This is a genomic window from Streptomyces sp. NPDC050211, assembly GCF_040656035.1.
Taxonomy (GTDB): Bacteria; Actinomycetota; Actinomycetes; order Streptomycetales; family Streptomycetaceae; genus Streptomyces.
In genome coordinates this window covers 147,353-170,809 of the sequence record NZ_JBFALC010000013.1, presented here as the reverse complement: position 1 = coordinate 170,809, position 23,457 = coordinate 147,353, and the positions used below count along the sequence as shown (strand labels likewise).

Below are 23,457 nucleotides of genomic sequence, written 5' to 3'. Positions count from 1 at the left end.
GTGCCGAAGTCACGTATCCGCAAGAAGGCCGACTACACGCCGCCGCCGGCGAAGCAGGCGACCTCCATCAAGCTCACCAGCCGCACCTGGGTCGCGCCCGTCATGCTGGCCATGTTCCTCATCGGCCTGGCATGGATCGTGGTGTTCTACGTCACCGACGGCTCCCTGCCCATCGACAGTCTCGACAACTGGAACATCGTCGTGGGCTTCGGCTTCATCGCCGCGGGATTCGGCGTTTCGACCCAGTGGAAGTAGCGGCCACGGGCCGGTGAACACAGTTCTGCCCAGGCCTATCCGCTGAGTTATCCACAGTCGTTGTCCACAGTGTGGAAAGAACGACGATCTGTGGATAACCCATCGAGTGTTGACGCCGGTGTGACAGACCTACCGGCAACCGAAAGCACGTTCGCCCCCTGTATCTGACCTGCGGAAACGTAGGTCAGATACAGGGGGCGCAGCCGTTCCCGCACAGCGTGCACAAGATCCGCCACAGACTGTGGACAATGCTGGGGATCAAGTGAGCTGGGCTGTCCTCAAGAGAGTCACTCCGACGATCACGACCAGCAGCAGCACACAGCTGCCGTACTGGACGAGGTTCCGCCGCTCGCGGGGGGCGTGGACCATCGCGTAGCCGATGGCGGCACCGGCGACGAGGCCGCCGATGTGCGCTTGCCAGGCGATGTTGGGCCAGCCGAAGGTGAAGATGAGGTTGATCACCAGAAGGGCGATCACCGGCCGCATGTCGTAGTTGAGGCGGCGCATGAGGATGGCGGTCGCGCCGAACAGGCCGAAGATGGCGCCCGAGGCTCCGAGTGAAGGCTGGTTCGCGGCAGCGAGCAGGTAGGTGAGCGCGCTGCCTGCGAGACCCGAGACGAAGTAGAGCGCGAGGTAGCGGACCCGGCCGAGCGCGGCTTCCAGAGGACCGCCGATCCACCACAGGCTGAGCATGTTGAACAGGATGTGGATGTAGCTGCTGTGCAGGAACATCGCTGTCAGCAGCCGATACCACTGGCCCTCGGCCACGCCCTCGACCCCGCCGAGGAGGGGAAAGTAGGCCCGCCCGAGGAGCTCGAAGCGCTCGGTGAAGCGGTCGCCGACGGACAGCTGGACAAGGAAGACGAGGAGGTTGACGCCGACGAGAATCTTGGTAATCAGCCGGGGATCGACAGTCACCGTGCCGCCGGCGATGGTGCGGGGCCGGGATGCGGTGGGCGAGACGCCGGTGCCGGTGCCTTCGCGGACGCAGTTGGGGCACTGGAAGCCGACGGAGGCGCTGACCATGCACTCGGGGCAGATGGGGCGCTCGCAGCGGGTGCAGCGCACGCCGGTCTCGCGGTCCGGATGCCGGTAGCAGACAGGTGCGCTCTGCGCGGGGCCCTGGTCCTCCGGGCCCTGTGGGCTGCCTGGCGCCTGGTCCATGGGATCCCCTCGTCTCGTACGCAGCTGAACCGCCCCGCACATCCTTACGGATGAGCGGGGCGTTTGGTTCCCTGCGGGAGGTACCGGGCCCTTCGGACCCAGGGTCTGTCCTAGCCTTCGCGGGTCTCGACGACGACCGACTCGATGACGACGTCGTTGACCGGGCGGTCGGTGCGCGGGTTGGTCTGCGCGGACGCGATGGCGTCGATGACCTTCTGGCTCGCGCCGTCGGTGACTTCGCCGAAGATGGTGTGCTTGCGGTTCAGCCAGGTCGTCGGGGCGACCGTGATGAAGAACTGCGAGCCGTTGGTGCCCGGACCGGCGTTGGCCATGGCCAGGAGGTAGGGCTTGTCGAAGGAGAGGTCCGGGTGGAACTCGTCCTCGAACTGGTAGCCGGGGCCGCCGGTGCCGTTGCCCAGCGGGTCACCGCCCTGGATCATGAAGCCGCTGATCACCCGGTGGAAGACCGTGCCGTCGTAGAGCTTGTTGGTGGACCGCTCGCCGGTGGCGGGGTTGGTCCATTCACGCTCGCCCTTGGCGAGCTCGACAAAGTTCCGGACCGTCTTGGGCGCGTGGTTCGGCAGGAGCCGGACTTCGATGTCGCCGCTGTTGGTCTTCAGGGTGGCGTAGAGCTGCTCAGCCACGATCTGCCTTCCGTTGTCTTCCTGTGACCCCCTGATCCTCGCACGGTCCACGCCGTACGTCGCCCGCCGCCCGGTTCCGCACCGGTTTGCCTGCGTGTCGCCGGGGAGAAATCCGGGCGAGTGGCCTCGGGCCGGGGGCGCGAAGCGGCGATCCGTGGCATTGTCGACGACAAGCTCCCGTTGCCCCGTATTCATCCGCTATTGCACTTGATCCATGACCCGGATGCCCGCCCTCACATGCCCAAGGGCTTCCTTGCAGGCATGATCCGTAAAAGGGTGGATAGCCGAAATACCGTACGCCACCGAGGAGGAGGATCCCGTGACCCGCATCGACAGCGTGCGCGCCGCGACCGGCTCGGCGAAGGACAGCGTGCTGCACGCCGCGGAAGTGGTGGCGCCCTACGCCGACACGGCCAAGGACAGGGCCGCGCACTATGCGCACGAGGCACGCGTACGGCTTGCGCCGAAGGTGTCGCTGGCCGCCGAGCAGGCGCGCGCTCAGTACGGCACGCATGTCGTGCCGCGTCTGGAGCAGGCCCGCACCCATGTACCGCCGAAGGTCGACCAGGCCGCCCATGAGGCCGCCGCCCGCACCCGCAAGGCTGCTCGGCAGGCCGCCGACTACTCCAAGCCGCGGCTTGAGCAGGCGGTGGCTGTGGCCGTGCCCGTCAAGGACGAGGCCGCTGCTCGGAGTGCCGCCGCGTTGGCTGCGCTGCGCAGCCATGTCTCGGCCGAGGACATCCAGAAGTTGGCCCGTCGGCACGAGCGGCGTGCTCGGGCCGGCCGGGTCGCCAAGGCGCTGGCGGTTCTCGGCGTGTTGGCGGGCGGTGCTTTCGCCGCCTGGAAGTGGTGGGACAAGCAGGCCAACCCGGACTGGCTGGTCGAGCCGCCCGCCGCGACGGAGGTGCCCGAGGGCGGCCGACTGACCTCGGTGGACGGCAGCGGTCAGGCCGTGCTCGATCCCGAGGTTCAGGCCAAGGAGGCTGAGGAGGAGGCCGCCAAGCGCGACGAGGGTCGGTGAGCGTTCCGGCAGGTCGCGCCAACTGTGCGGTGGGGCGGGAGACTTGAGGGTCTCCCGCCCCACTGTGATGTTTCACGTGGAACAGGCGTCGAGCCCGGGCATGCGTTTACACACGCCGCTCCCGATGACGTTTGCAACGGCCCAGTTGTGCAGGTTCGGCACAGACTTCCTTAACGGAACGTATTCCTCTGGCTACCTATAACCGTTCACACCAGCTCACACGGCCTGCACGCCGGAGCGCGCTCCCTCATCCGCCGCCGGTCACGGTCGGCGACCGCTTCGCCGCCCTCGCCCGCCCCATCTGTTTGCGCAAAGAACTGCAACGCCCTCGGGCGCCCCACGTGACGCACGTCACTCCTGGAAACCGGCCCAATAAAAGAACCGGCCAGGCGCCGCTGAGGCACCTGGCCGGTCCGAGGTGTGGAGCCTAGGGGAGTCGAACCCCTGACATCTGCCATGCAAAGACAGCGCTCTACCAACTGAGCTAAGGCCCCGGAAGATGAGCGTCCGACCGGAAGAACCACATACCGGCGGGCGCCGCAGACCAGAGTACCGGGTCGCCCCCCGTATCTCGCAAAAAGATTGGGGGTCCCGATGGACCGCCACTCTCCGTAAGATGCTCGGCGTGGTTCGCGACAGCGAACCGCCGTTTTGGGGAAAGCGATGGGGAGACGCAATGGACGCCGCACAGCAGGAAGCCACCGCAAGAGCGCGGGAACTGCAGCGGAACTGGTACGGGGAGCCGTTGGGGGCGCTCTTCCGTAAGCTGATAGACGATCTTGGTCTCAACCAGGCTCGTCTCGCGGGGGTACTGGGCCTGTCCGCACCGATGCTGTCGCAGCTGATGAGCGGCCAGCGGGCGAAGATCGGCAATCCCGCAGTGGTCCAGCGGGTGCAACTACTGCAGGATCTGGCGGGGCAGGTCGCGGACGGCAGCGTGAGTGCGGCCGAGGCGACCGAGCGCATGGAAGAGATCAAGAAGTCGCAGGGGGGCTCGGTGCTCAGCAACACCACGACCACGACCAGCAGTTCGGGGGCGCCCACGGTCAAGCGGGTGGTCCGCGAGATCCAGTCGCTGCTGCGCTCGGTGGCGGCGGCGGGAGACATCATCGAGGCGGCGGACACCCTCGCCCCGACCCACCCGGAACTGGCAGAGTTCCTCCGGGTGTACGGCGCGGGCCGCACCTCCGACGCGGTCGCGCACTACCAGTCCCACCAGAGCTGAACCGGCGCCCGGTCACCGAAGGGGGTTCGGTAGCCGGGTCGACGGCCGAGGAGTGGGCGCAAGGGTTCGTGGAACACGGGGGGCCGCGATCCACGGGGGTATCGCTCATCGCACAGGGGGCGGCAGGAGTCGTATCGCTCATCTAGGGGGAAGCAAGGGGGACAGCCGCAGGGGGAGGAGCGACGCACAGCCATGGGTGAGGTCTTCGCCGGCCGGTATGAACTGGCCGACCCGATCGGACGCGGCGGCGTGGGCGCTGTGTGGCGTGCCTGGGACCATCGCAGACGCCGCTATGTCGCCGCCAAGGTGCTGCAACAGAGCGACGCGCACTCGCTGCTGCGCTTCGTGCGGGAGCAGGCGTTGCGGATCGATCACCCTCATGTGCTCGCGCCGGCCAGCTGGGCCGCTGACGACGACAAGGTCCTGTTCACCATGGATCTGGTCGCCGGCGGTTCGCTGGTCCATCTGATCGGGGACTACGGCCCGCTGCCGGCGCCCTTCGTCTGCACCCTGCTCGACCAGCTCCTGTCGGGGCTGGCCGCGGTGCACGCGGAGAACGTCGTGCACCGCGACATCAAGCCCGCCAACGTCCTGTTGGAGGCCACCGGCACGGGCAGGCCGCGGCTGCGGCTGTCCGACTTCGGTATCGCCATGCGCCTGGGCGAGCCGCGGTTGACGGAGACCAATCTCGTGGTGGGCACGCCCGGATATCTGGCGCCGGAGCAGATGATGGGCGCGGAGCCGGACTTCGCCGCGGACCTGTTCGCCGTAGGGCTGGTGGCGCTGTATCTGCTGGAGGGCGCCAAGCCGGATGCCAAGGCCCTCATCCAGTACTTCGCGGAGCACGGGACTCCGGGGGCGCCGAAGGGCATTCCCGAGCCGCTGTGGCAGGTCGTGGCCACGCTGCTGCAGCCGGATCCCCAGGCGCGCTTCCGCACAGCCACGGGGGCGCGCAAGGCCCTCGCCTCGGCCGCGGAGCTCCTTCCGGAGGGCGGCCCGGACGACGAACTGATCGAGATCTTCGACCAAATCGGCCCGCTTCCCCCGGGGTTCGGCCCCGAAGGCCCACTCAAGCCTGCACGGGGCGTGGAGCCGACCAGGGGCGGGCCGGGCTCGGCTGCCGAGCGGGGCGACACGGGCTACGTGCCGAACAGCTCTGATACGGACTCCGATACGGGCTCCGGGCCGAACAGCTCCGGCGCGGGTTCTGGCCCGACCGGCGCGGGCGCAGCCGTCGTACCGGCTGATCTGCGCCAGGAGACCGATCCGCGGCAGGTACCCGATGCCCAGCAGCAGGTCGGCGGTCCAGGGCAGGGCACCGATCCCCGGCAGCCGACGGGGTCGCAGCCGCCCAGCATGTCGGACACCGGCAGCTTCCATCTGCCGCCCCCTCAGCCCACCGGCTCCTCCCCTCGGCCGCAGCAGGTGGATGCCCAAGCCCAGCGGCGACCCGAGCACCAGCCACAACCACAACCTCAGCCGCATCCACAACTGCACCCACATCCGCAGCCCCAGCCACCCGAGGGCAGCCACCACAGCCCCGCCACCTTCTCCCCCTACGACCCCACGCATGTCCTGTCCTCCCCCCAACCGCCCACGCCGCGCCACTTCACTCAGGCCCTGACACCGGCATCGCATCACCGCGCCGATGCCTCTACTGCTTCGTACACCGCTCAGGACCCGCAGGTTCCACCTTCCGCGCAGGCAATTTCGCAGCCACGCCACCGGGCAGCCCGCCCACGCCGCCGCCCCGGCCCGCCGGCGAAGGTGGCCATCCCGCTGCTGCTGCTCGCGCTGGCCTGCTACGTGGTGGGGTTCTGGGCGCTGACCCGCATCTGAGCCCCGGCCCGCGGGCACATCCGCCCTACCAGGCCCCGGCCCGCCTCCGCGCCATGAGCGTCCACACCCCGAGCACCGCCACCAGCACTGTGCCCGCGCCGATCCCGCCCACGGCGACCACCGTCATCGCGGCGTCGCCGCTCCCGGATGCCCCGGAGCCGCCCCCGAGGACGGCCTCCTGGTCCTGTGCCGTGACGTCGAAGAGGTTCGGCGGCTCGGCTTTCCCCGCGTAACCGGGCTCGCCCTCGGCCTCACCGCTGACACGGATCCGCAGCGTCAGCCCGAAGGGCCCGTCGCCGAACTGGTCGGCCACCTGCTCCGCGAGATGGACGACGAGGTAGTACGAGCCGGCGAACCGCATGCCGCTGACCGGGTCGGAGGGACTGGCATAGCGGTTGACGTAGGCGACCGGCGGCAGCGGATCGATCGACTCCGCCTTCTGGCTGCCGTTGTAGTGCAGGCTGACGTCGTCGACCTGGGCGCGTACGGGGTTGTAGAGGGACATGTCCAGGGCGGCGGCCACGAGGCTGCCGTCGCTGCTCGTACTGCCCAACTCGGCGGTGGCGTAGAGCTGCTGTCCCCAGTCGACCGGCACCTTGTAGAAGAGGGTCTGGCCGGGCCGCAGGTCGTCCCGCCAGACGCCTTGACCGATGGATGTGGCCCGGGTGAATCCGCCGCCGCCGTCACGGTGCTCGGCCTCGCTCAGCACGGGTGTGGGCGAAGCGGAGTTCCAGTCCTTGGGTGCTTCGGTCTCGGTCGCGCTGGTCTGCCTCAGCTGTGGTTCGGAGGCGGGGGCCAGCTCCAGGTCCCAGGCGTCGGGTGAGGAACCGCTCCGGTCGACGCGCTCGACGACCACGTAGTAGGTGCCCGCGCCTTCGCAGGAGGAGCCGCTCGCGGCGGCCTCGCGCTCTCCCCAGGCGGCGATCGGGTGCGGGCTGCGGCTCCCGAAGGTGGCGGTGTCGTACGAACAGGAGCGGCTGTTGGCGTCCTGTACCGACACCTTGAGGCTGTCCGTGGGGGTCACTGTGGTGCCCGCGCGCGGGACGGCGGTCACGGAGACGTACACGTCCGAGGTGGCGTCGAGTTCGAGGCGGTAGAAGAGCTTGCCGCCCTGTGGGAGGGAACTGCGGTACGTCGTGGCCACGTCCAGCCGGTCGGCCTCCGCGGTGCCTGCCGCCCCCTCGACGGACCGGGCGTCCTCGTCGAAGGCGTACGAGCTGGGCGTTCCGAAGGCGTTGGCGCTGGCCGCCGCCCCTGCGGCGAGCGCCGCACCTCCCGGCAGAACTGTCGCCGCACACAGGACGGCTGCCGCGACAGCCACGCGCGCGTACTGCGACGGACAAGGATGACTGGGCCATCCCCTCGCACGCCCCCACGTCGTACGCCGCCGCCCCATGACACGCCACCCCTCGTCGTCGCCGGACCCGGGACCGTGGCCCATCCTGCCCCGCTCGGGGGTATGTCATCCGCGCAATCCGTACGAGCGGCCGAAACGCCCGCCTCGAAGGCACCTCGTGGCACATCGCGCCCCCTCGCACATCCGGGGATGTCCCGCAACACAAAACCCCGACCGCTCGGCGGCCGGGGTTTTCAGAATCCGATGTCGATACTCACGAACCCGTGGGCACGGAGTCAGTCGCCTCCGTCCACAGATCCTGCTCGGCGCGATCCGCCTGGATCTGGCGGTACACGAGGAGCCCGCCGATGGCGGCCAGTGCGACCAGGAGAAGCTTCTTCACCGCGCGACCTCGTCTTTCCTTGACGTAGGGGACCTCTGCCGCCCGACTATACACACCGATCGATATCGATCGGTGACCTGAGTCCGCAGCCAACTCCCGTCCGGAACACCGCAGTAGAAGCGGACGACACCTCTCCGATCGGAGGGTGATCACACCGACACGGACGGCGACTTTATGACCCCACTTGCGCTTTTCATCCCCTCTGCACCCATTCGTGTGGTGTTGATCGGAACATCGACGCGCAAGGGGCGTCGGTCCACCACTTCGCGACCCACATAAACATCATGAGGAAAGTACGCAAATCGCCCAACCCGAAAGTGAGGGGCCATGGCCAGGAACAAGGTCATGAAGCTGTGGACCGCCATCGTCACCGCCTTCCTCGCGCTGTGCACGGCGCTCGGATTCGCCACCACGACCGCGAACGCGGCCGTACCGCAGTCCGAGGCCGCGAGCGACAGCGTCACGCACGTGACGGCGCCGCCGATCCCCTGGGCCTGGTCCCGCTCACTGCCCCCCACCATGAAGCAACGCATCCGCGCCGAGGCCCACGGAAAGTCCCCCAGCTGTCGGCACCGACCGCAGACGGACACGGTTGCGGACGCGGCACTCGAAGCCGCCGCCCTCTGCGACCCGGCCGAGCCCCTCACGCTCCTCCAGCGCTGAGTCCCGGCGCGCTCCTTCCTCCTCCCCCATCCCGCACCGGCGAACTTGCGTACAGCACCGCCCGGACCAAGTCCCGGCCGCTCGACTCGAGCGGCCGGGACTTTCTCACGAACAAGTGACGGGGCAGTAGCGGGGTACCAGATCCACACATGCAGAAGCCCGGTAGATCCTGGGGATCTACCGGGCTTCTCACCTGGCGCTATGCCGCTGTGGGGCTAACAGGATTTGAACCTGTGGCCTCATCCTTATCAGGATTCAGGCCTAACTAGATGATCTCCGCAGGTCACCTGACCTGCGACGGAACACCGAATCTACAATCTGCTACCCAATGCATATCCGCCCCACCCCTGTGCCGCGTATAGGTCTCCCGGGATAGTTCCGGGATAGCTCCATGGAATCCGCTGATCTCATCAGTCCGTGACCTGTCACGCGGAACCGACATGATCGACCTAGTGATAGCGCAGATCAGAGCCGAGCAGATACGACCCCTGGCGTCCAGGTCGTTCCTACAGTGGCGCGCTCCACCTGGACGCCAGGAACCACGCCCGCTCCACGGTGTGGGTCGACGGCGGACGGGAGGGAGCTGGGGAGGGTGGGGGTTGAGCAGAAGGCACTGGGCCGTATCAGTGATCTGGTCCTATTTTCTGACATCAGCAGCCACGGACGGAAATCCAGGTATAGAACCTGCCTATGGAGCCAACAGCTGCCAGCGTCGCAGCCGCTCGAAGCATAGGGAAGATCGGTGCGGCAGCCATCAACCACTACAAGCCCACCGGCGTAGCGCGAGTCGGCAGTGCGGAGGATCGCGCGCAGGCATATAGGCGCCTGCTAGATGCCACGGTCCAACACCGCCTCGCGCTGTCGTACGTTGAGGCTCTCAAAGCTTCGCCTGACAGTAGGCACCCACTGTTCGTGGAGTCTGCGCGCCACATGATGGCGACGGGAGCAGAAATCAACTGTGCGCTCCAGGGCGTGCAGCTCTGCGCGCCCTATTTCGTGATCAGAGCAGCCCAGAACGTCGTGGATGCGGTCCCCGTTCTGAGCGAGGAGGGCTCGGCTACCTACCAGACATGCCAGGTTGAGTTCCTCAACGCGGCACGCTACGACCTGGATTACAACCCGAAGCGATGGCAGATCTGGAAGCGGCGGAAGAGCAGGAAGTTCGCTGCCCAACCTCCGCTGCTCCAGCTTCAGTCGAGGTGACGCGCCGCTACCATCAAGGGCAGCGGCAGTCAAGTGATGGTCTGCGGGGTGACATTAACACCTGACACCAACAGGCGCGGATGCCAGCGGACGATGCAGAACGCCAGCGGCTAGCCAAGCAGGGAACGACGCGGATCGAGCAACGTCGGCACCTGTCCTTGATCGACCAGATAACGATGAGGCCAGAGGTTCAAATCCTGTTACCCCCACGCGGCCGGTGGCGCGGAGAAAGCCCACCAGCGAAAACCCCAGTAGCTCACGCGGCCGTCACCGCCCGCAGCCGCCGCGCCGGCTTCCGCTTCTCCGCCCCCGGCTTCCGCTCCTCCAGTGCCGCGAGGACCTGGCCCGCGTAGTCCGCGGCCGCGTGCGTGTAGATCCACGTCACCTCACCCGCGCGCTCGTGCCCGAGGATCTCCTGGGTGATGACCTCCGGGACGCCGCGCTCGTGGAGCCGTGAGGCGAAGGCATGCCGCGTGTCATGGAAGTCGGGCCACCAGTCCGTCCGCTCGACCTTCTCCGCTCGGCTGCGTCCAGTCTCCTCGTCTCGCTTCTGCACGGTGATAGTCCGGACGGTCTTCCGGACGACGCCAGCATCGTCAATGGCCTTGATCCAGACGCGCCAGAAGGCAGACCTCCGGAGCGGCGCGCGGTACGGCTCACCCTCACTGCCGTTCACCTTGCTCCCCCGGCGGACCTTGTTCCGGCCGTGGAAGACCAACTCGTCCGTGCACAGCCCATCCTTCAGCTCCGACACAGTGCGGCTGGGATTGCCCTCCTTGCTCTCCTCCATCCACAGCTCCTTGAGCATCCGGGCCGCGAGCCCGGTGAGCGGCACCGTACGAAGGCCAGCGTCCGACTTCGGGTACGCCTTGCGCTTGATCTTCCCGCGCGGTTCCACCAGGACCTCGCGCACGTGGATGCGCCGACCCTCGAAATCGACGTTGCACCAGCGCAATCCCGCCAGCTCCTGGAACCGGAGCCCGGTCTCCTGCGCGACGATCAGCAGCGCGTGGAAGTACTCGGGCAGCTGCTGGCGGATCAGCCACAGCTGCGCGTACGTCGGCGGGCGCCGGTCCTCGGGGTGCTTCTTCTTCACCGTCGGCAGACGTACGCCCTCGGCCGGATTGAAGGGGATGCGCCGGTCCAGCTTGGCCGCGGTCAGCATCCTGTCGAGCACCTGGAAGCACTTCGTCACCGAGCTGGCGGCGAGCGGGCCACCATTCTCGTCATGCAGCGCGTTGACCCAGAGCTGGGTCGCGCGCCACTCCATCTCGTACAGCTTGACGTTGGCGAAGGTGGGGGCGATGTGGTTGCGCCACATGCCCTCGTCCCGCAGCTGTGACTGCGTCCAGTGCTCGATGCGGTGCTCCCCCTTGGTCTGGGTCGGCCACCACAGCGTCCACCAGGCGGAGAGGGTGATCTCGCCGCGGGCCGGGTCGATCCACGTCCGCTTCCTCATATCGGTGCGGGTTTCCTCGAGGAACGCGACCGCGTCGTCGTACGTCGGCTTGGCTCTGCTCCGCTCCTTTCCGGACGGGTCGGTGTAACGGGCCTCCCACGATCCGATGTGCTCGTCGATCGGCGGCCGGTCGCCGGGGTGCCTCTTCAGGCAGGGTGGGCAGCCGCAGCGCCTGGACGGGATAGGTCGTGGGTTGTTGGTGGCCCTGGTCAGGGCCGTCTTGCGCACCATCTGGGTGTTCTCCTGATCAGAGAGCCGGTGCGCCGGCAGATGTCGGGCTGAGCGCGAGAGGCAGTCGAACGGGCTCGCCGCAGTAGCAGTGCAGGCCGGCACCGGGGACGTCGGGTGCGCCGAGGTCGACCGTCAGGATCGCGTGGATCTCTCTGATCAGGTCGTGCGGGCGGGTGCCCCTGTCTACGAGGATGGTCACCTCGTCCGGGTCCCAGATGGCGATCTTCTGGAGATCGTCGGCCACGGCAATGCGAACGCACACAGGTATCCCCCCAGGGTCGTGCAGGGCACGGAACGACCGCTCCGGGAGGACAGCGGGTAACTGATCGTACCTATGTGTGAAGAGACTGTGGAGATGATCTGGCATATTCCAAGGGTTTGTTTCCCCGCGGACCAAACCCGGATAGATCCCCCTTTCCTCAGCTATCCCATGCGACCTAAAACAGGGCTCCCCCACTAAGGCAACCCTTAGTTGCCGTTACTGGACGCGACTAACCGCCTGCATGGCCTCGGCGTACTTCACCACATCGCGTTGCTTGCCCTCCGGCAGGGCCCGATAGATCTTCAACAGCCGAGCCTCACGCTCGTCACCAACCGGGCCGGGCACCGGCCGGCCCGCCGCCTCGAACATCTCCTTCGGCGTCACCTCCACGCCCCATCCGCGGAACACTTCAACCAGACTTCGGAGCACCTCGTGGTCGATGCGCGAGGTGCCTCGGGTGCGGTTTATCCACGCATTGAGGGTCGGATAGCGGACGCCGGACTCGGTCGCCAAATCCTTCTGGGTCTTGTCGGGCCTCGCCCCGAGGAGGCGTTCGAGGAGTGCCGCCAGGTCCTCGCCCTGCTGGGCGTGGTCCTCGGCGGGTTCTACGCCGGGGTGGTTCTGGTGGCTCGTCACTTGATGAGGATCGGGCATGGGCATCTACATGCGCAAGTAGATCGCAGACCGATGACCCGTTCTTGACGCTGCTCCGGCGCATATACAAGGAACCTTCTGCGCCCCTGTGCAACGTAATTGCGCCCCTACATGCCCCTCTTGACGTCATCTGCATCTACACGTAGATTGTAGATACCGCAGGTCAGCAAGGATCAGCGGAACCCGATTCGGCCATGCGCCGGAGGTTCACCATGCGACGACTGGACAGAGGTGCCCCGCTGCGGGCCGCCATGAAGGCGGCCGGGCTGGACATCCCGCACCTCGCCGCCAAGACGAAGGATGTAGACCCCACAGGCAAGGGACTGTCCGCTTCGTACGTCGGTTTCATCGCCGGGAACGGCAAGACGGCACGCGAGGAATGCAGCGACCGGGCCGCCGATCTCATCGCATCCGCACTCGGCAAGCAGACCACGGACCTGTTCGAGACTGTTCCTCTTTTTTTGACCTCAGGATCTACATCTACGCGCAGATCGCAGATCGAAGGCCGACGGAAGCCGGAGCTGCCGGAACAGCTGATGGATCAGCGGGAGCTGTCCCGCTTCCTGCGGAAGTCCCGGAGCTGGATCGACAAGCAGATCCAGGACGCGAAGGAGCGCGGCGAGGTCTGGCCCGGCCTGATCTACGTCGGCAGCTCGCGGCGGTTCGACCCGCACGCCGTCCTCGACGCGATGCGGCAGCGCACCCCCGCCTGAAACACGAGAGCCGCCCCGGATGCGACCCGGAACGGCTCTCCACAACCCGAAAACCCCTACGTCAAAGGAGACCTGGTCGTGTCACACCAGGCTAACGCCAAGATCAACCCGCCGGGAGGTGCGGTGTCCGAGCTGGTGGCCCGGGCGGCCGCGGGCGACCGTGACGCCTTCGGCACTCTGTACAACGATCACCACGACGAGGTGTTCGCCTTCCTCTACAACAGGACCCGCGACCGGTACCTGGCTGAGGACCTGACGCAGGACGTGTTCGTACGCGCCCTGCGCCGACTGAGCACCTTCACCGCCCCGCGCGACAGCGGTTTCGCTGGCTGGCTCGCGGTGATCGCCCGGAACATCCACCTCGACTACGTGAAGTCCGCGCGGGCGCGGCTGGAGGTCTCGGTCGCCGAGACGTACGACGGTGACTCCCGCGACCGCTCCGCCGAGGTGTCCGCGCTGCGGGAGCTGGACATCGCGGAAGCGGCCGAGACGGTGACGTCGGCGATGCGGGGTCTCACCCCGTACCAGCGCGAGTGCATCGGGCTGCGCTACATCGAGGAGTTGTCCGTCCCGGAGGTCGCCGCCCGGCTGGGCAAGGGCGAGGGCGCCGTGAAGACCCTGGCCTTTCGGGCGATGACCACCCTGCGCCAGGCGCTCGCTGAGCAGGGGGCTGCGGCATGAACAAGAACTTCCCCCACGCGGTTCGAATCGTCCGCAAGGCCCTCGGGTCCGGCGGGAGCGACCCTGCGGCCGCCATCGTCCACGCCCTCAACAGCACCGGCCTCCTGGTTGACCCGGAGAAGTCGTACGGCATGGAGCCGCAGCGCACGCCGGTCGACGGGGGCCCGCGCGAGCACCAGGAGCAGCCGCAGCTGCCGCCGCGCACCGAGTTGGAGGAGCAGGCACTCGCCTGGGACGAGTCCTGTGAGCGGGCGCGCAGGGTGGCGGCCGTTATCCAGCGGCACATCGGCGAGCACCCGGCGTTCCAGAACATCCAGCTGGACGGCGACCGCATCCTGGTCGCGCTCCACATCGTCAATCAGTCCCAGTGGGGCCAGTGGCGCAGGTACTTCGGCATCAGGCACGACAAGGAGACCGCGCTCCCGTACATGGTCGCTGGTGACGGCTACCGCGACGGGGTCCGCGTCTCGGTCGTGGCGTACGACCTGCCGGAGGCCCGGAAGCACGCGCAGCAGATCGCCAAGGCGCCGTTCGAGTTCCAGGGCATCGTCTACGACCTGGCGCTCCCGCAGCAGGACGGGGCCGGTGAGGTCTGGTTCTACCAGGGAGTGCGGACAGCGGACGGCATGCCGCTGCTGTCGGTCGACGGCCGCCCGGAGCGCTGCACGCTGGCGAACATCGTGCGCCTGTCGGGTCCGTTGACGCCCGTCAAGGGTGCGGCGACGCCCGTCACCGACGAGGGCGGTGAAGCCGCATGACGCAGCCCACCGAGTCCCTGTTGGCGAAGGTGCGCGCTCTGTTGGCCAAGGCCGAGGACCCCGCGTCCACGGCAGAGGAAGCGGAAGCCTTTACGGCTAAGGCCACGGAGCTGATGGCGAAGTACGGCATCGAGCGGGCCATGCTCGCCGACGTGGACGCCGAGTCCGACGTTCCTGCGGACCGGATGATCACAGTGACCAATCCGTGGGCCCGGGAGAAGCAGAGCCTCGTCGCGGGGATCGTCGAGGCGATGCGAGGCCGCGCGGTGTTGCGGGATCGCGGCTCTGTGCACCGGGTGCACATGTTCGGCTTTCAGTCGGACCTGGAGCGCGCCGAGCTGCTGTACACCTCACTTCTGCTCCAGATGACCCAGCAGCTCACCCGCGTCGAGGTGCCGTGGGGAGAGAACCCTCGGGCCTACCGGCGGTCGTGGATCATCGGGTTCCGGTACGAGGTCGTCCGCCGGATCAAGGCAGCCGAGGCCCGCGCGGTCGCGGAGGCCAGCCGCCCTGAGCAGCCCTCGGAGGGACGGAGCACCGAGCTGGTGCTGGCCGACCGCACTGCCCTCGTCGAGCAGCGAGTGCTCGCCGAGTACGGGAAGCTCAAGAAGCGCCGCACGACGTACCGGGGCACTGGCTTCCGGGACGGGCAGGCCGCCGGGCGTACGGCAAACATCGGGCAGACCGGCCTTGCCGGTGGCCGCCGAGAGATCGGCGGTGACCGCTGATGCCTGAGCTGACCACCCGCCGCGCCTACCTCCTCGCTGCTGTGATGGAGTACGGCCGCCCGGTCACCACGCAGCTCGCCGAGGGGCTGATGGCCGACTCGCCGTGGCCGACGACCGGCCGGAACACGGCCCGGAAGGACCTGCGCGGCCTGGCCAAGCACGGCCACCTCACCGCAGTCGACACCGGCCAGGGCCGCGTCTACCGCGTCACGGCCGTTGCCGAGGGCGGTGACGGCCGATGATCTCGAAGCTCGCCATGCTGGCGAAGAAGACGATCGAGGGCGCGTGGCTGAACGGGCCGTCGTACGACCTGGCGACACAGGCCGCCGAGGCCCTGGAGTCGGCGCAGCTTCTCCAGTCCCCGGAGACGGCTGCCGAGCTGGAGCGGCTCCGTACGGAGCTGGAGCAGCGGACCCGGGACCTCGCGGACATCGTCGCGGGCCCGACCGACCGGCTGACGCGCACCTTCGCGCCCACCCAGGCCCTCCGCGCGGACCAGGCCCCCGAGGCTGACACCCCCACGCTTGTCGTCTACCGCGCCTACGACGGCGCGATGCCGCTCGGCACCTACACCAACACTGCGGCGGCCCGCGCGCATTGCGAGGCTGACGCCCGCCGCAAGTGGCCTGACGAAGGCTTCATCTGGATCAGTGACCCGGACGGCGGCGGCGACCTTGTCACGAGCGATGTCGAGCGGCCCACGGGCTACGTGGTGACCGCTCTGACGGCCGCGTCCGAGTACGACCCGGAGGCCGACGAGTGAGCGCCTACAGCAGGGCCTACCAGGGCCTCACCAGCGACCGGCCGCTCGGTCCCGGCGAGGCCGCGCAGCTGCTCGCCGAGCTCCGCCAGGAGACCGGCACCGAGCTGGCGGACGCCATCGAGAAGCAGCTGTCCGGCAAGTACCGGCGTACCGCGACGGACACCGACGCCGAGTTCCGGCGGAAGCGCCGGCAGTACGGCGCCGCCATGCGCGTCGTCAACGCCGTCCGCCACCTCGCCGCCTCCCCTCTCCGCACGTCCATGCCCAACCAGCGCACCCGGAGCACGTCATGACCACCTTCACCTTCGCCCCGGCGACCCGCGAGACCGCCAAGGCTCGCATCGCCCTCCAGGGCCCCGCCGGCTCCGGCAAGACCAAGACCGCCCTCCGCATGGCCGAGGGTTTCGCGAACGGCGGCGCGATCGGCGTCGTCGACACCGAGCGCGGCTCCGCGAAGAAGTACGCCATCGTCCCCGGGCGGCCCGACCTCGGCGGGCACGAGTTCGGGCACATGCCCATGGCGTTCTGCTCTCCCGAGAACCTCATCGCCGCGGTGAAGGCCGCCGAGGAAGCTCGGTTGGCCGTGCTCATCGTCGACAACTGGTCCCACTTCTGGGCGGGCAAGGGCGGTCTCCTCGCCCGCGTCGACCAGGAGGCCAAGAAGCCCGGTCACTACGGCGGTTCGTACACCGCCTGGGCGCCTGTCAACGACCTTGAGCAGGACATGCTCGACGCCCTGCTCAACTTCCCCGGCCACGTCATCGTCACCATGCGGACGAAGAACGACTACGAGATGGAGGGGAAAAAGGTCACGAAGGTCGGTGTGAAGACTGTCCAGCGTGAGGGCGCGGAGTACGAGTTCGACGTCGTGATCGACATGATCGCGGGCACCGGCACCGTCACGAAGACCCGATACGAGCCGCTGTACGACGTCAGCGTGCACCACCCGGGCGAGGACTTCGCCGAGGTGATCCTGGAGCAGCTCGGCCAGGGCGTCGACCCCGTCCAGGTCATCGTGGACGAACTGGTCGCCGACGGCCTGACGTATGACCGGGCGCTGGAGCTCCACGGCCAGGCGAAGACTCGGAACCTCCTCGGTGCCGACCTGCTGCACCCGAAGACGGGCGAGCCCGCGAAGCTCGGGGACGTCATCAAGGAGTACGGACAGGCCGTCAAGACCGTCACGACGGGCGTCACGAACACCTCGGCCCCGTCACCGCAGGCTGCCGACGCCGAGGCTGCTGCCGCCGCCCACTCCGGTGATCCGGAGCCGTCCGACGACATGCACACCGCGGCGGCTTCGCCGGAGCCCGTCACGGCCCCGCAGATGCGGATGATGCACGCCTGCTTCGCCAAGGTCGGCCTCGGCCACAAGGACTCGCGGGCCGAAAGGCTCCGCGCGACCTCGCTGATCATCGGCCGCCGGATCGGCTCGGCGAACGAGCTGACGAAGGACGAGGCCCAGACCCTCCTCGACACGCTCACGACGTGGGGCGAGCGGGAGAAGCCGGCGGATGAGTTCTCCGCGATGGTCCAGGGCCTGGAGGACGACGCCGCCCGCGCCGCAGCTTCCGCTCCGGCCGCCTGATTCACCACTGACCGCGGGCCCGCCCCGACTTCCCCCATGCGGGGCGGGCCCGCACCCCGAGAAAGGAGGTGCACCACAGTGGTGAACCCCACCATCGAGCAGGCCGAAGCGATCGACGCGTACGGTGATGGGCTCGACCTGGTCCTCCAGGCCGGCGCGGGATGCGGCAAGTCCTCGACGCTCAAGATGATCGCCCGGTCCGACAGGCGGCGCCGGATGACGTACGTCGCCTACAACAGCGCCATCGCGGCCGACGCCCGCCGCAGCTTCCCGTCCAACGTCAACGCCAAGACCGGTCACGGCCTCGCCTTCGACCCGAAGTACGGCACCCGCCTCAAGCGGCCCCGCCAGACCGCGCACCAGGCCGCACAGGCCATCGACGTCCGCACGATCCTCGGCATCATCGGCTCGACGCCAAGCATCCTCACGGACCTCGGCGGTCTCAAGGCCATGACCTCGAAGATCATCATGAGGAAGGCGTTGGACACCGTCACCCGGTTCTGCCACAGCGCCGACGACGAGATCGTCCAGAAGCACATCCCCCACTTCGACGGTCTGAAGAAGAGCCGCGGCGAGCTGGTGAAGCTGGTCCTCCCGGTCGCCCGAGCGGCCTGGGAGGACCTCCAGGGCGAGGACAGCGTCCTCAACTTGAACCACGACCACTACCTGAAGATGTGGGCGCTCTCGAAGCCCACCATCCCCACGGACGTGGTGCTGCTCGACGAGGCGCAGGACACCAACGACGTCCTCTCCGCCGTCCTGCTCGCCCAGGAGCACGCGCAGCGCATCGCGGTCGGCGACTCCGCCCAGCAGATCTACAGCTGGCGCGGCGCCAACGACGCCCTGCGCAAGTTCGCGACCGAACTTGGCTGCCCTGAGCTGACGTTGAGCCAGTCGTTCCGGTTCGGCCTCGCCATCGCCGCCCGCGCCAACCTGTGGCTACGGATCATCGACGCCCCGCTCCGCCTCACTGGCTGGGAGGCGGCTGAGTCCACCGTCGGCCCGCTCGACGCCCCGGACGCAATCCTCTGCCGAACCAACGCTGGCGCGATGGGGATCGTGATGGAGAGCCTCGCCGCCGGCCGAAAGGTCGCCCTCGTCGGCGGAGGCGGCGACATCAAGCGCCTCGCCTGGGCCGCCGAAGCCCTCCAAGACGGCAAGCCCACCGACCACCCGGAGCTGTGCGGCTTCGCCTCCTGGGACGACGTCCGCGAATACGCCGCCGAGGAGGACGGCTCCCTGGAGGTCCTCGTCAAGCTGATCGACGAACACGGGCCCGAGCGGATCGTTTCGGCGGCCGATGGCCTGGTCTCCGAGGCACAGGCCGAGCTGGTCGTGTCGACCGCGCACCGGTCCAAGGGCCGCGAGTGGCCGGCCGTCCGCATCCACAGTGACTTCCGGGCGCCGAAGCCGGACCAGAAGAACGGCCTGGTGGTCCTGCCCCGTGAGGAGGCCCGCCTGGCCTACGTCGCGGTGACCCGGGCGCGCGAGCAGCTCGACGACACCGCCCTCGCCTGGGTGCGCGACGTGACGGCGGTGAGCGAATGACCAGCGCCCCGGAGTGGATCTCGGTACCCAGGATGACCGTGCCGACGGTGTGGCTCGCCACCCCGGACGGCCTGGTCTCCCTCGACCTGATCGCCATCGAGCTGGCGATGAACGGCCGCCGGAAGCGCTGGACGCTCAGCCAGGACGAGGCCCGGTACGCGGCCCGCGTGATGCTCGACCGCAAGGTGCCGTACTCGGTCATTGCCTCGCGCGTAGGAGTGAACACGAACACCTTGCGCGCCTGGTTCCCGGGCGAAATCGAGCCCGCAGATGACCGGTCCGCCCGCAGCGGGTCCCGCAAGGCTGCGCCGACCTCCGACGTGAAGTGCGGCACCCGTCGCGGCTACGGACGTCACCACCAGCGGGGCGAAGTGCCCTGTCGGCCGTGCAAGGACGCCAACGCCATGGCGGATCGCTACTACCGCAAACACGGCACGTACCTGGGCGCTCCGGAGCCCTCCGCGGTGGCTCTGTGACGGGCGTCAGCGGCCCGTCACGTACCCGCCGCCTGCACAACTTCGTTTGATCTTGACCGACCGTACGGAGGACCCGTCATGGATCGAGATTGGGAGCTGCAGGCCGCCTGCAGAACTGAGGACCCCGACATCTTCTTCTCATCGAGGTCGATCGGCCTGGCGCGGCAGACCTGTCGGGGATGCCCGGTCCGGATGGAGTGCCTGGAGTCCGCCCTCATCCGCGAGGCGGGTGTGGCGAAAGCATTCCGGACCGGCATCGTCGCGGCCCTCTCGGGCGCGCAGCGATGGGCGATCGAGCAGCAGCGGAAGGCCGCCCAGGCCGCTGAGGCTGATGCGAAGCAGCCGGAGAAGAAGCAGACGGGGCGGCCGAAGGGGTCGGGGCTGGCGCCCTGTGGGACACCCTCCGCGTACCAGCGGCACGTGCGCAACAACGAGCCGATCGACGCGGCGTGCAAGGCCGCGAACGCGGCGAGCAGGCGCGAGTACCGGCGTACGGGCTCCACCAAGGTCCCGGCCTCCCGATGAGCACCGGTGGCCTGGCGGATGAGCACGGCCGCCGGGCCACCGGCCAGCACCCCACCCACCGAATGAGGAGCGCGTGAGCACTGAGGCCGTGACCTGGGCGATGGACGACGCCCCGATGCTGCGGACCGACAAGGGTCGGCCCGACAGCACGGCGCGGCATGTCCTCCAGGTCCTGGCCGAGCACGCGCGCCCCGACGGCTCCAACTCGCACCCCTCGGTCCTGCGGATCCAGTACCGGACCGGCTACGACGAGCGGACCGTACAGCGGGCTCTTCGCCGCCTGGAGAGCGGCGGGCTCATCAAGCAGCAGGGCAGCGTGCAGGGCCGTAAGAAGTGGCGGCTTCAGGTGCAGCTCAAGCGGCCCGAGTTCGACTGGGCTGAGCTGGAGGCGGAGGCCGAGGAGGCGAAGAAGCAGGCCGCGGAGCGTCAGCGTCGGGCCCGCGCGAAGCGTGTCACGCAGTCAGAAGCCGTGACCGTCACGCACGGAGAGTCCGTGACGGTCACGAACTCAGACGACGTGACAGAGGGCGATGTCACGCACTCAAAGTCCGTGAGTCACGCACTCCCACTGCGTGACGTCACGCACTCTGCGTCCGGACGTCACGCACTCAGTGCCCCCCTAACCGTCATTAACCACCAGTGGAACCACCAAGAACCGTTCGCGGGCCAGGCAGACGCTTCCGGTCCTGCCGTCGAACCCACCCCCGGTGACACAAAAGACGCACCAGACGAGGTCCTCGACGGAGAGCCCGTCGATGACGCTCCGTCCGACGTCTCCGAAGCCCCGGTCACCGCGCAGACGATCGTGGGCGAGTGGCTGGCGCGATGCGCCGAGCGCCCGCCGTCCGCCGTCATCGGCCAGATGGCCAAGCAGATCCGGATCCTCCTCGACGAGGACCGCATCCACCCCGACCACATCCGTCGCGGCATCGCGCACTGGATGCGCAAGGGCCTCCACCCCTCGACGCTCCCCAGCGTCGTGAACGAGGTCATGAACGCCGCTGCGGCCCCAGGCGCCCCCGCGAACGACCAGCCCGCCAGCGGAACCGTCTTCGACCGCGCCCGGGCCCGCGTGGCCGCCCGCGCCGCAGCACGCCAGGAAGGAGCAGCCCCGTGACCGAAGAAGAAGCCGTGCAGATCGCCGAGTACGTCCAGGCCGCCTGCCCCGCCCAGAAGTTCGGCGAGTACACCCCCGACGTCTGGGGCGAGATCCTCGCTCCGTACGCCGTCGACGAGGCCCGCGCCGCCGTCATCGCCGTTGCTCGCCGCCAGCCGTTCGTCTCCCCGGCCGAGATCGTCGCCGAGGTCAAGGCCCGCCGTACCGAGCGCATCGAGCTGGCGAACATCGTCGTCGACGGCGACCCGACCCACACCGGCGCCGAGTCCGCCGCCGCCCTCCGCGAGATCATCCGAGCCGCTGGAGACGGCCACACAGGCGCCAGCAGCATCTCCAAGGCTCTCGGGGCCGGAGATCACCTCGCACTGCCCCCAGGCGCCGATCATGGCCCGTACACAGGCCGTGCAGCCGCCGCCCGGGCCGCCATCGGCAAGATGCCCGCCGACCGGGACCCCACGAAGGACCCTCGCGGCCGCGCCTGCCGACGTTGCGGCGCAGCTCCCGGCTCCAGCTGCACGACCAACGGACAGCGTCGTCAGGACGTCCACCCCGTCCGTCTGGAGGACACCAAGCGCGCGGCCGCCGGCCTCCCGCTCCTGGACCACGACCAGGAGCAGGCCCGCATCAAGGCCGCGTCCGCCGCCGCCCTCGCCCGCGAGGACCAGGTACAGGTGCTGGAGGCCGAGGCGTCATGACGCAGCCGACCCCCCGCAAGCCCGTCCCGTACCGGTTCGCCGCGATGGCGATCCTCTGCACCTGGTGCCGCGCGCGCCCGGGCCAGCTGTGCACGAACCAGCGCCAGACACAGGACCGGCGTCGCGACGTGCACACCACTCGCGCCATCGACTGGATCAGGGTCATGTCAACCCGGTGCCCTGAGCGCATCTGCCAAGCCCCCGCCGGACAGCCCTGCACCCTTCACCCCAACGTCCACCAGGCCCGCATCCTCGCGGCCAACACCCCGACCACCACCACGCCATGAAGCGACTCATCCCGTGCAGAGACTGCCGCCACCCCATCCTGTGGACCACCACCGAGGCCGGGAAGCGTCTCGCCGTCGACCCCGACCCGGACCCCGCCGGGAACACGGCCGTCTGGCGCGACGGAACTGGTGCCGTACGGTCCCGCCGCCCCTCAGCCGAGCTCCCCCTCACCGGCTGGGAGCGGCTCCACATGCCGCACGTCGCCACCTGTCCCACCCACACCGAGCAGTTGGCGCTGCCCGTCGGCGTGACCAGCCTCGCCGAGCACCGCCGAAAGAGACGCCGATGAAGGCCGTCCGCTGCTGCTACTGCCCTCAGCTCCTGCTCACGCCGGAGTCCCGGGCCCGCGGCTACGGCCCCGTCTGCGGCCGCAGACGCGGCCTGATCCCACCCGCGATGCCCCGTCGGCGCGGCGCGACGACACCCGTCACGACGCCCGACGTCCACCCCGGGCAGACCGCCATCCCTATCCAGCCCGAACTCCCGAAGGAGACCTGACCTTGTTGCCCACCCTCACCGGCGTCGGCCGACTCACCTCGGACCCCGAACTCCGCTTCACCCAGTCCCAGAAGGCCGTCGCCAGCGTCACGCTCGCCTTCAACTCCCGGCGGCTCAACAAGCAGACGAACGAATGGGAGGACGGCGACACGTTCTTCGTCCGCGGTACCGCCTGGGAACGCCTCGCCGAGAGCGTGGCCGAGTCCCTCGCCAAGGGCATGGAGGTCATCGTCACCGGTGAACTCCGCACCGAGCGCTGGGAGAAGGACGGCCAGAAGTACGAGCGGCCGGCACTCCTCATCCGCTCCATCGCCCCCAACCTGGCCTACGCGGTCGCGCAGGTCTCGAAGGACGCCGCAGGCCAGCAGAACGCCCAGGGCGGGCAGCACCCTGGAGCCCAGCAGCGACCCCAGGGACAGCAGCAGTACCGCCAAGGCCCCCCGCCCCAGGACGACCCCTGGGCGACCGGCCCCGGCAACAACGAACCCCCGTTCTGATGGCCATCGTTGTACGCCTGACGGGCGCCGACGACCTCTCGGAGATCGTCGAGGCGCTCCTGACGGCTGCTGAGGCCAAGGAACCGCACGCGCCCGAACTGGCCCTCCGCTGGCGCTGGCTCGCGAACGACATCGGCGACGCGCTCGACGCCCTCCCACAACCACGACACTGACCACAGCGGACAGGGACCCCACGCAGGGACCCGCCCCGGCCACCACACCG

At 68.7% G+C, this 23,457-nt stretch carries 31 protein-coding genes and 1 tRNA gene; 24 read left to right on the top strand and 8 right to left on the bottom strand.

The window, feature by feature from the left end; genetic code table 11:
• Nucleotides 1-255, top strand: a complete 255-nt coding sequence (gene crgA / locus AB0I98_RS17090; protein WP_362941776.1) for a cell division protein CrgA — start codon at nucleotides 1-3, stop codon at nucleotides 253-255.
• 258 nt (nucleotides 256-513) lie between these two features.
• Here crgA and AB0I98_RS17085 read toward each other — a convergent pair whose 3' ends face one another.
• Nucleotides 514-1,419, bottom strand: coding sequence for a rhomboid family intramembrane serine protease (locus tag AB0I98_RS17085; protein ID WP_362941773.1), 906 nt, complete (start codon nucleotides 1,417-1,419; stop codon nucleotides 514-516).
• A 110-nt stretch (nucleotides 1,420-1,529) separates the two neighbouring features.
• Nucleotides 1,530-2,063: a peptidylprolyl isomerase gene (locus AB0I98_RS17080; protein ID WP_362941770.1), complete on the bottom strand. Its 534-nt coding sequence runs from the start codon at nucleotides 2,061-2,063 to the stop codon at nucleotides 1,530-1,532.
• A 319-nt stretch (nucleotides 2,064-2,382) separates the two neighbouring features.
• On the opposite strand from AB0I98_RS17080, the gene AB0I98_RS17075 reads away from it, so the two are divergent.
• Entirely contained in the window at nucleotides 2,383-3,084 is a 702-nt protein-coding gene (locus AB0I98_RS17075; RefSeq protein WP_362941767.1) for a DUF5324 family protein, read from the top strand.
• Nucleotides 3,085-3,505: 421 nt separating this feature from the next.
• On the opposite strand, the gene AB0I98_RS17070 is transcribed toward AB0I98_RS17075, so the two are convergent.
• Nucleotides 3,506-3,578, bottom strand: a tRNA-Ala gene (locus AB0I98_RS17070).
• A 182-nt stretch (nucleotides 3,579-3,760) separates the two neighbouring features.
• Here AB0I98_RS17070 and AB0I98_RS17065 point away from each other — a divergent pair.
• Both AB0I98_RS17065 and AB0I98_RS17060 read left to right on the top strand, forming a co-directional pair.
• Entirely contained in the window at nucleotides 3,761-4,309 is a 549-nt protein-coding gene (locus AB0I98_RS17065) for a DNA-binding protein (protein WP_210573411.1), read from the top strand.
• A gap of 192 nt (nucleotides 4,310-4,501) precedes the next feature.
• Entirely contained in the window at nucleotides 4,502-6,148 is a 1,647-nt protein-coding gene (locus AB0I98_RS17060) for a protein kinase (protein ID WP_362941764.1), read from the top strand.
• Nucleotides 6,149-6,173: 25 nt separating this feature from the next.
• Here AB0I98_RS17060 and AB0I98_RS17055 read toward each other — a convergent pair whose 3' ends face one another.
• Together AB0I98_RS17055 and AB0I98_RS17050 are read right to left on the bottom strand one after the other, a co-directional pair.
• Nucleotides 6,174-7,469, bottom strand: coding sequence for a hypothetical protein (locus AB0I98_RS17055; RefSeq protein WP_362941761.1), 1,296 nt, complete (start codon nucleotides 7,467-7,469; stop codon nucleotides 6,174-6,176).
• 289 nt (nucleotides 7,470-7,758) lie between these two features.
• A complete protein-coding gene (locus AB0I98_RS17050) occupies nucleotides 7,759-7,887 on the bottom strand; it encodes a DLW-39 family protein (RefSeq protein WP_003999697.1) in 129 nt (42 codons plus the stop codon).
• Between the two features lie 327 nt (nucleotides 7,888-8,214).
• On the opposite strand from AB0I98_RS17050, the gene AB0I98_RS17045 reads away from it, so the two are divergent.
• Nucleotides 8,215-8,550, top strand: a complete 336-nt coding sequence (locus AB0I98_RS17045; protein WP_362941758.1) for a DUF6344 domain-containing protein — start codon at nucleotides 8,215-8,217, stop codon at nucleotides 8,548-8,550.
• A 690-nt stretch (nucleotides 8,551-9,240) separates the two neighbouring features.
• Nucleotides 9,241-9,753, top strand: a complete 513-nt coding sequence (locus AB0I98_RS17040) for a hypothetical protein (RefSeq protein ID WP_362941755.1) — start codon at nucleotides 9,241-9,243, stop codon at nucleotides 9,751-9,753.
• A 256-nt stretch (nucleotides 9,754-10,009) separates the two neighbouring features.
• Here AB0I98_RS17040 and AB0I98_RS17035 read toward each other — a convergent pair whose 3' ends face one another.
• The 3 genes from AB0I98_RS17035 to AB0I98_RS17025 all read right to left on the bottom strand — a co-directional run bounded on the left by AB0I98_RS17035 (nucleotide 10,010) and on the right by AB0I98_RS17025 (nucleotide 12,341).
• The gene (locus AB0I98_RS17035; protein WP_362941752.1) at nucleotides 10,010-11,443 is read right to left on the bottom strand and encodes a site-specific integrase; all 1,434 of its coding nucleotides are present in this window, start codon (nucleotides 11,441-11,443) and stop codon (nucleotides 10,010-10,012) included.
• Nucleotides 11,444-11,459: 16 nt separating this feature from the next.
• The gene (locus tag AB0I98_RS17030) at nucleotides 11,460-11,705 is read right to left on the bottom strand and encodes a hypothetical protein (protein ID WP_362941749.1); all 246 of its coding nucleotides are present in this window, start codon (nucleotides 11,703-11,705) and stop codon (nucleotides 11,460-11,462) included.
• Between the two features lie 216 nt (nucleotides 11,706-11,921).
• Nucleotides 11,922-12,341: a transcriptional regulator gene (locus AB0I98_RS17025; protein ID WP_362941746.1), complete on the bottom strand. Its 420-nt coding sequence runs from the start codon at nucleotides 12,339-12,341 to the stop codon at nucleotides 11,922-11,924.
• A 230-nt stretch (nucleotides 12,342-12,571) separates the two neighbouring features.
• Here AB0I98_RS17025 and AB0I98_RS17020 point away from each other — a divergent pair, with 230 nt between their 5' ends.
• From AB0I98_RS17020 to AB0I98_RS16935, 18 genes are all read left to right on the top strand, one after another.
• Nucleotides 12,572-13,072, top strand: a complete 501-nt coding sequence (locus tag AB0I98_RS17020) for a hypothetical protein (protein WP_362941743.1) — start codon at nucleotides 12,572-12,574, stop codon at nucleotides 13,070-13,072.
• Between the two features lie 78 nt (nucleotides 13,073-13,150).
• On the top strand, nucleotides 13,151-13,753 hold the full coding sequence (locus AB0I98_RS17015; protein WP_362941740.1) for an RNA polymerase sigma factor: 603 nt from the start codon (nucleotides 13,151-13,153) through the stop codon (nucleotides 13,751-13,753).
• Nucleotides 13,750-14,511 (top strand): BN159_2729 family protein, encoded by a 762-nt coding sequence (locus AB0I98_RS17010; protein ID WP_362941737.1) that lies wholly within the window; start codon nucleotides 13,750-13,752, stop codon nucleotides 14,509-14,511. The genes AB0I98_RS17015 and AB0I98_RS17010 overlap by 4 nt, the downstream gene beginning before the upstream one ends.
• Nucleotides 14,508-15,239 carry a DUF2786 domain-containing protein gene (locus AB0I98_RS17005; RefSeq protein ID WP_362941734.1) on the top strand — a complete coding sequence of 244 codons (732 nt, stop codon included), beginning with the start codon at nucleotides 14,508-14,510 and terminating at the stop codon, nucleotides 15,237-15,239. The genes AB0I98_RS17010 and AB0I98_RS17005 overlap by 4 nt, the downstream gene beginning before the upstream one ends.
• Nucleotides 15,239-15,481, top strand: a complete 243-nt coding sequence (locus tag AB0I98_RS17000) for a hypothetical protein (RefSeq protein WP_362941731.1) — start codon at nucleotides 15,239-15,241, stop codon at nucleotides 15,479-15,481. Before AB0I98_RS17005 ends, AB0I98_RS17000 begins: the two co-directional genes overlap by 1 nt.
• The gene (locus tag AB0I98_RS16995) at nucleotides 15,478-16,002 is read left to right on the top strand and encodes a hypothetical protein (protein ID WP_362941728.1); all 525 of its coding nucleotides are present in this window, start codon (nucleotides 15,478-15,480) and stop codon (nucleotides 16,000-16,002) included. Before AB0I98_RS17000 ends, AB0I98_RS16995 begins: the two co-directional genes overlap by 4 nt.
• Complete coding sequence (locus AB0I98_RS16990) at nucleotides 15,999-16,295, top strand: hypothetical protein (protein WP_362941726.1); 297 nt, start codon at nucleotides 15,999-16,001, stop codon at nucleotides 16,293-16,295. The genes AB0I98_RS16995 and AB0I98_RS16990 overlap by 4 nt, the downstream gene beginning before the upstream one ends.
• The gene (locus AB0I98_RS16985) at nucleotides 16,292-17,590 is read left to right on the top strand and encodes an AAA family ATPase (RefSeq protein WP_362941723.1); all 1,299 of its coding nucleotides are present in this window, start codon (nucleotides 16,292-16,294) and stop codon (nucleotides 17,588-17,590) included. Before AB0I98_RS16990 ends, AB0I98_RS16985 begins: the two co-directional genes overlap by 4 nt.
• Nucleotides 17,591-17,668: 78 nt before the next feature.
• Nucleotides 17,669-19,138 (top strand): UvrD-helicase domain-containing protein, encoded by a 1,470-nt coding sequence (locus tag AB0I98_RS16980; protein ID WP_362941720.1) that lies wholly within the window; start codon nucleotides 17,669-17,671, stop codon nucleotides 19,136-19,138.
• On the top strand, nucleotides 19,135-19,614 hold the full coding sequence (locus tag AB0I98_RS16975; protein WP_362941717.1) for a hypothetical protein: 480 nt from the start codon (nucleotides 19,135-19,137) through the stop codon (nucleotides 19,612-19,614). Before AB0I98_RS16980 ends, AB0I98_RS16975 begins: the two co-directional genes overlap by 4 nt.
• 78 nt (nucleotides 19,615-19,692) lie before the next feature.
• The gene (locus AB0I98_RS16970) at nucleotides 19,693-20,139 is read left to right on the top strand and encodes a WhiB family transcriptional regulator (protein WP_362941714.1); all 447 of its coding nucleotides are present in this window, start codon (nucleotides 19,693-19,695) and stop codon (nucleotides 20,137-20,139) included.
• A gap of 73 nt (nucleotides 20,140-20,212) precedes the next feature.
• Complete coding sequence (locus AB0I98_RS16965; RefSeq protein WP_362941711.1) at nucleotides 20,213-21,256, top strand: helix-turn-helix domain-containing protein; 1,044 nt, start codon at nucleotides 20,213-20,215, stop codon at nucleotides 21,254-21,256.
• Nucleotides 21,253-21,951, top strand: a complete 699-nt coding sequence (locus AB0I98_RS16960) for a hypothetical protein (RefSeq protein ID WP_362941708.1) — start codon at nucleotides 21,253-21,255, stop codon at nucleotides 21,949-21,951. The genes AB0I98_RS16965 and AB0I98_RS16960 overlap by 4 nt, the downstream gene beginning before the upstream one ends.
• Complete coding sequence (locus AB0I98_RS16955) at nucleotides 21,948-22,238, top strand: hypothetical protein (protein ID WP_362941706.1); 291 nt, start codon at nucleotides 21,948-21,950, stop codon at nucleotides 22,236-22,238. The genes AB0I98_RS16960 and AB0I98_RS16955 overlap by 4 nt, the downstream gene beginning before the upstream one ends.
• Nucleotides 22,235-22,528 (top strand): hypothetical protein, encoded by a 294-nt coding sequence (locus AB0I98_RS16950; RefSeq protein WP_362941704.1) that lies wholly within the window; start codon nucleotides 22,235-22,237, stop codon nucleotides 22,526-22,528. Before AB0I98_RS16955 ends, AB0I98_RS16950 begins: the two co-directional genes overlap by 4 nt.
• Complete coding sequence (locus tag AB0I98_RS16945; protein WP_362941702.1) at nucleotides 22,525-22,737, top strand: DUF6011 domain-containing protein; 213 nt, start codon at nucleotides 22,525-22,527, stop codon at nucleotides 22,735-22,737. Before AB0I98_RS16950 ends, AB0I98_RS16945 begins: the two co-directional genes overlap by 4 nt.
• A 2-nt stretch (nucleotides 22,738-22,739) precedes the next feature.
• A complete protein-coding gene (gene ssb, locus AB0I98_RS16940) occupies nucleotides 22,740-23,234 on the top strand; it encodes a single-stranded DNA-binding protein (protein ID WP_362941700.1) in 495 nt (164 codons plus the stop codon).
• Nucleotides 23,234-23,407 carry a hypothetical protein gene (locus AB0I98_RS16935; protein ID WP_362941697.1) on the top strand — a complete coding sequence of 58 codons (174 nt, stop codon included), beginning with the start codon at nucleotides 23,234-23,236 and terminating at the stop codon, nucleotides 23,405-23,407. The genes ssb and AB0I98_RS16935 overlap by 1 nt, the downstream gene beginning before the upstream one ends.
• Nucleotides 23,408-23,457 lie beyond the last annotated feature (50 nt).

Excerpts from the sequence above, each read along its gene's own strand:
- AB0I98_RS16975 (WP_362941717.1), top strand. The coding sequence starts at position 19,135 with ATGACCAGCGCCCCGGAGTGGATCTCGGTACCCAGGATGACCGTGCCG.
- AB0I98_RS17035 (WP_362941752.1), bottom strand. The coding sequence starts at position 11,443 with ATGGTGCGCAAGACGGCCCTGACCAGGGCCACCAACAACCCACGACCT.
- AB0I98_RS16935 (WP_362941697.1), top strand. The coding sequence starts at position 23,234 with ATGGCCATCGTTGTACGCCTGACGGGCGCCGACGACCTCTCGGAGATC.
- AB0I98_RS17020 (WP_362941743.1), top strand. The coding sequence starts at position 12,572 with ATGCGACGACTGGACAGAGGTGCCCCGCTGCGGGCCGCCATGAAGGCG.
- AB0I98_RS17060 (WP_362941764.1), top strand. The coding sequence starts at position 4,502 with ATGGGTGAGGTCTTCGCCGGCCGGTATGAACTGGCCGACCCGATCGGA.
- AB0I98_RS17065 (WP_210573411.1), top strand. The coding sequence starts at position 3,761 with ATGGACGCCGCACAGCAGGAAGCCACCGCAAGAGCGCGGGAACTGCAG.
- AB0I98_RS16950 (WP_362941704.1), top strand. The coding sequence starts at position 22,235 with ATGAAGCGACTCATCCCGTGCAGAGACTGCCGCCACCCCATCCTGTGG.
- AB0I98_RS17040 (WP_362941755.1), top strand. The coding sequence starts at position 9,241 with ATGGAGCCAACAGCTGCCAGCGTCGCAGCCGCTCGAAGCATAGGGAAG.
- AB0I98_RS17010 (WP_362941737.1), top strand. The coding sequence starts at position 13,750 with ATGAACAAGAACTTCCCCCACGCGGTTCGAATCGTCCGCAAGGCCCTC.
- AB0I98_RS16995 (WP_362941728.1), top strand. The coding sequence starts at position 15,478 with ATGATCTCGAAGCTCGCCATGCTGGCGAAGAAGACGATCGAGGGCGCG.
- AB0I98_RS16955 (WP_362941706.1), top strand. The coding sequence starts at position 21,948 with ATGACGCAGCCGACCCCCCGCAAGCCCGTCCCGTACCGGTTCGCCGCG.
- AB0I98_RS17000 (WP_362941731.1), top strand. The coding sequence starts at position 15,239 with ATGCCTGAGCTGACCACCCGCCGCGCCTACCTCCTCGCTGCTGTGATG.
- AB0I98_RS17045 (WP_362941758.1), top strand. The coding sequence starts at position 8,215 with ATGGCCAGGAACAAGGTCATGAAGCTGTGGACCGCCATCGTCACCGCC.
- AB0I98_RS16945 (WP_362941702.1), top strand. The coding sequence starts at position 22,525 with ATGAAGGCCGTCCGCTGCTGCTACTGCCCTCAGCTCCTGCTCACGCCG.
- AB0I98_RS17085 (WP_362941773.1), bottom strand. The coding sequence starts at position 1,419 with ATGGACCAGGCGCCAGGCAGCCCACAGGGCCCGGAGGACCAGGGCCCC.
- AB0I98_RS16970 (WP_362941714.1), top strand. The coding sequence starts at position 19,693 with ATGGATCGAGATTGGGAGCTGCAGGCCGCCTGCAGAACTGAGGACCCC.
- AB0I98_RS16985 (WP_362941723.1), top strand. The coding sequence starts at position 16,292 with ATGACCACCTTCACCTTCGCCCCGGCGACCCGCGAGACCGCCAAGGCT.
- AB0I98_RS17005 (WP_362941734.1), top strand. The coding sequence starts at position 14,508 with ATGACGCAGCCCACCGAGTCCCTGTTGGCGAAGGTGCGCGCTCTGTTG.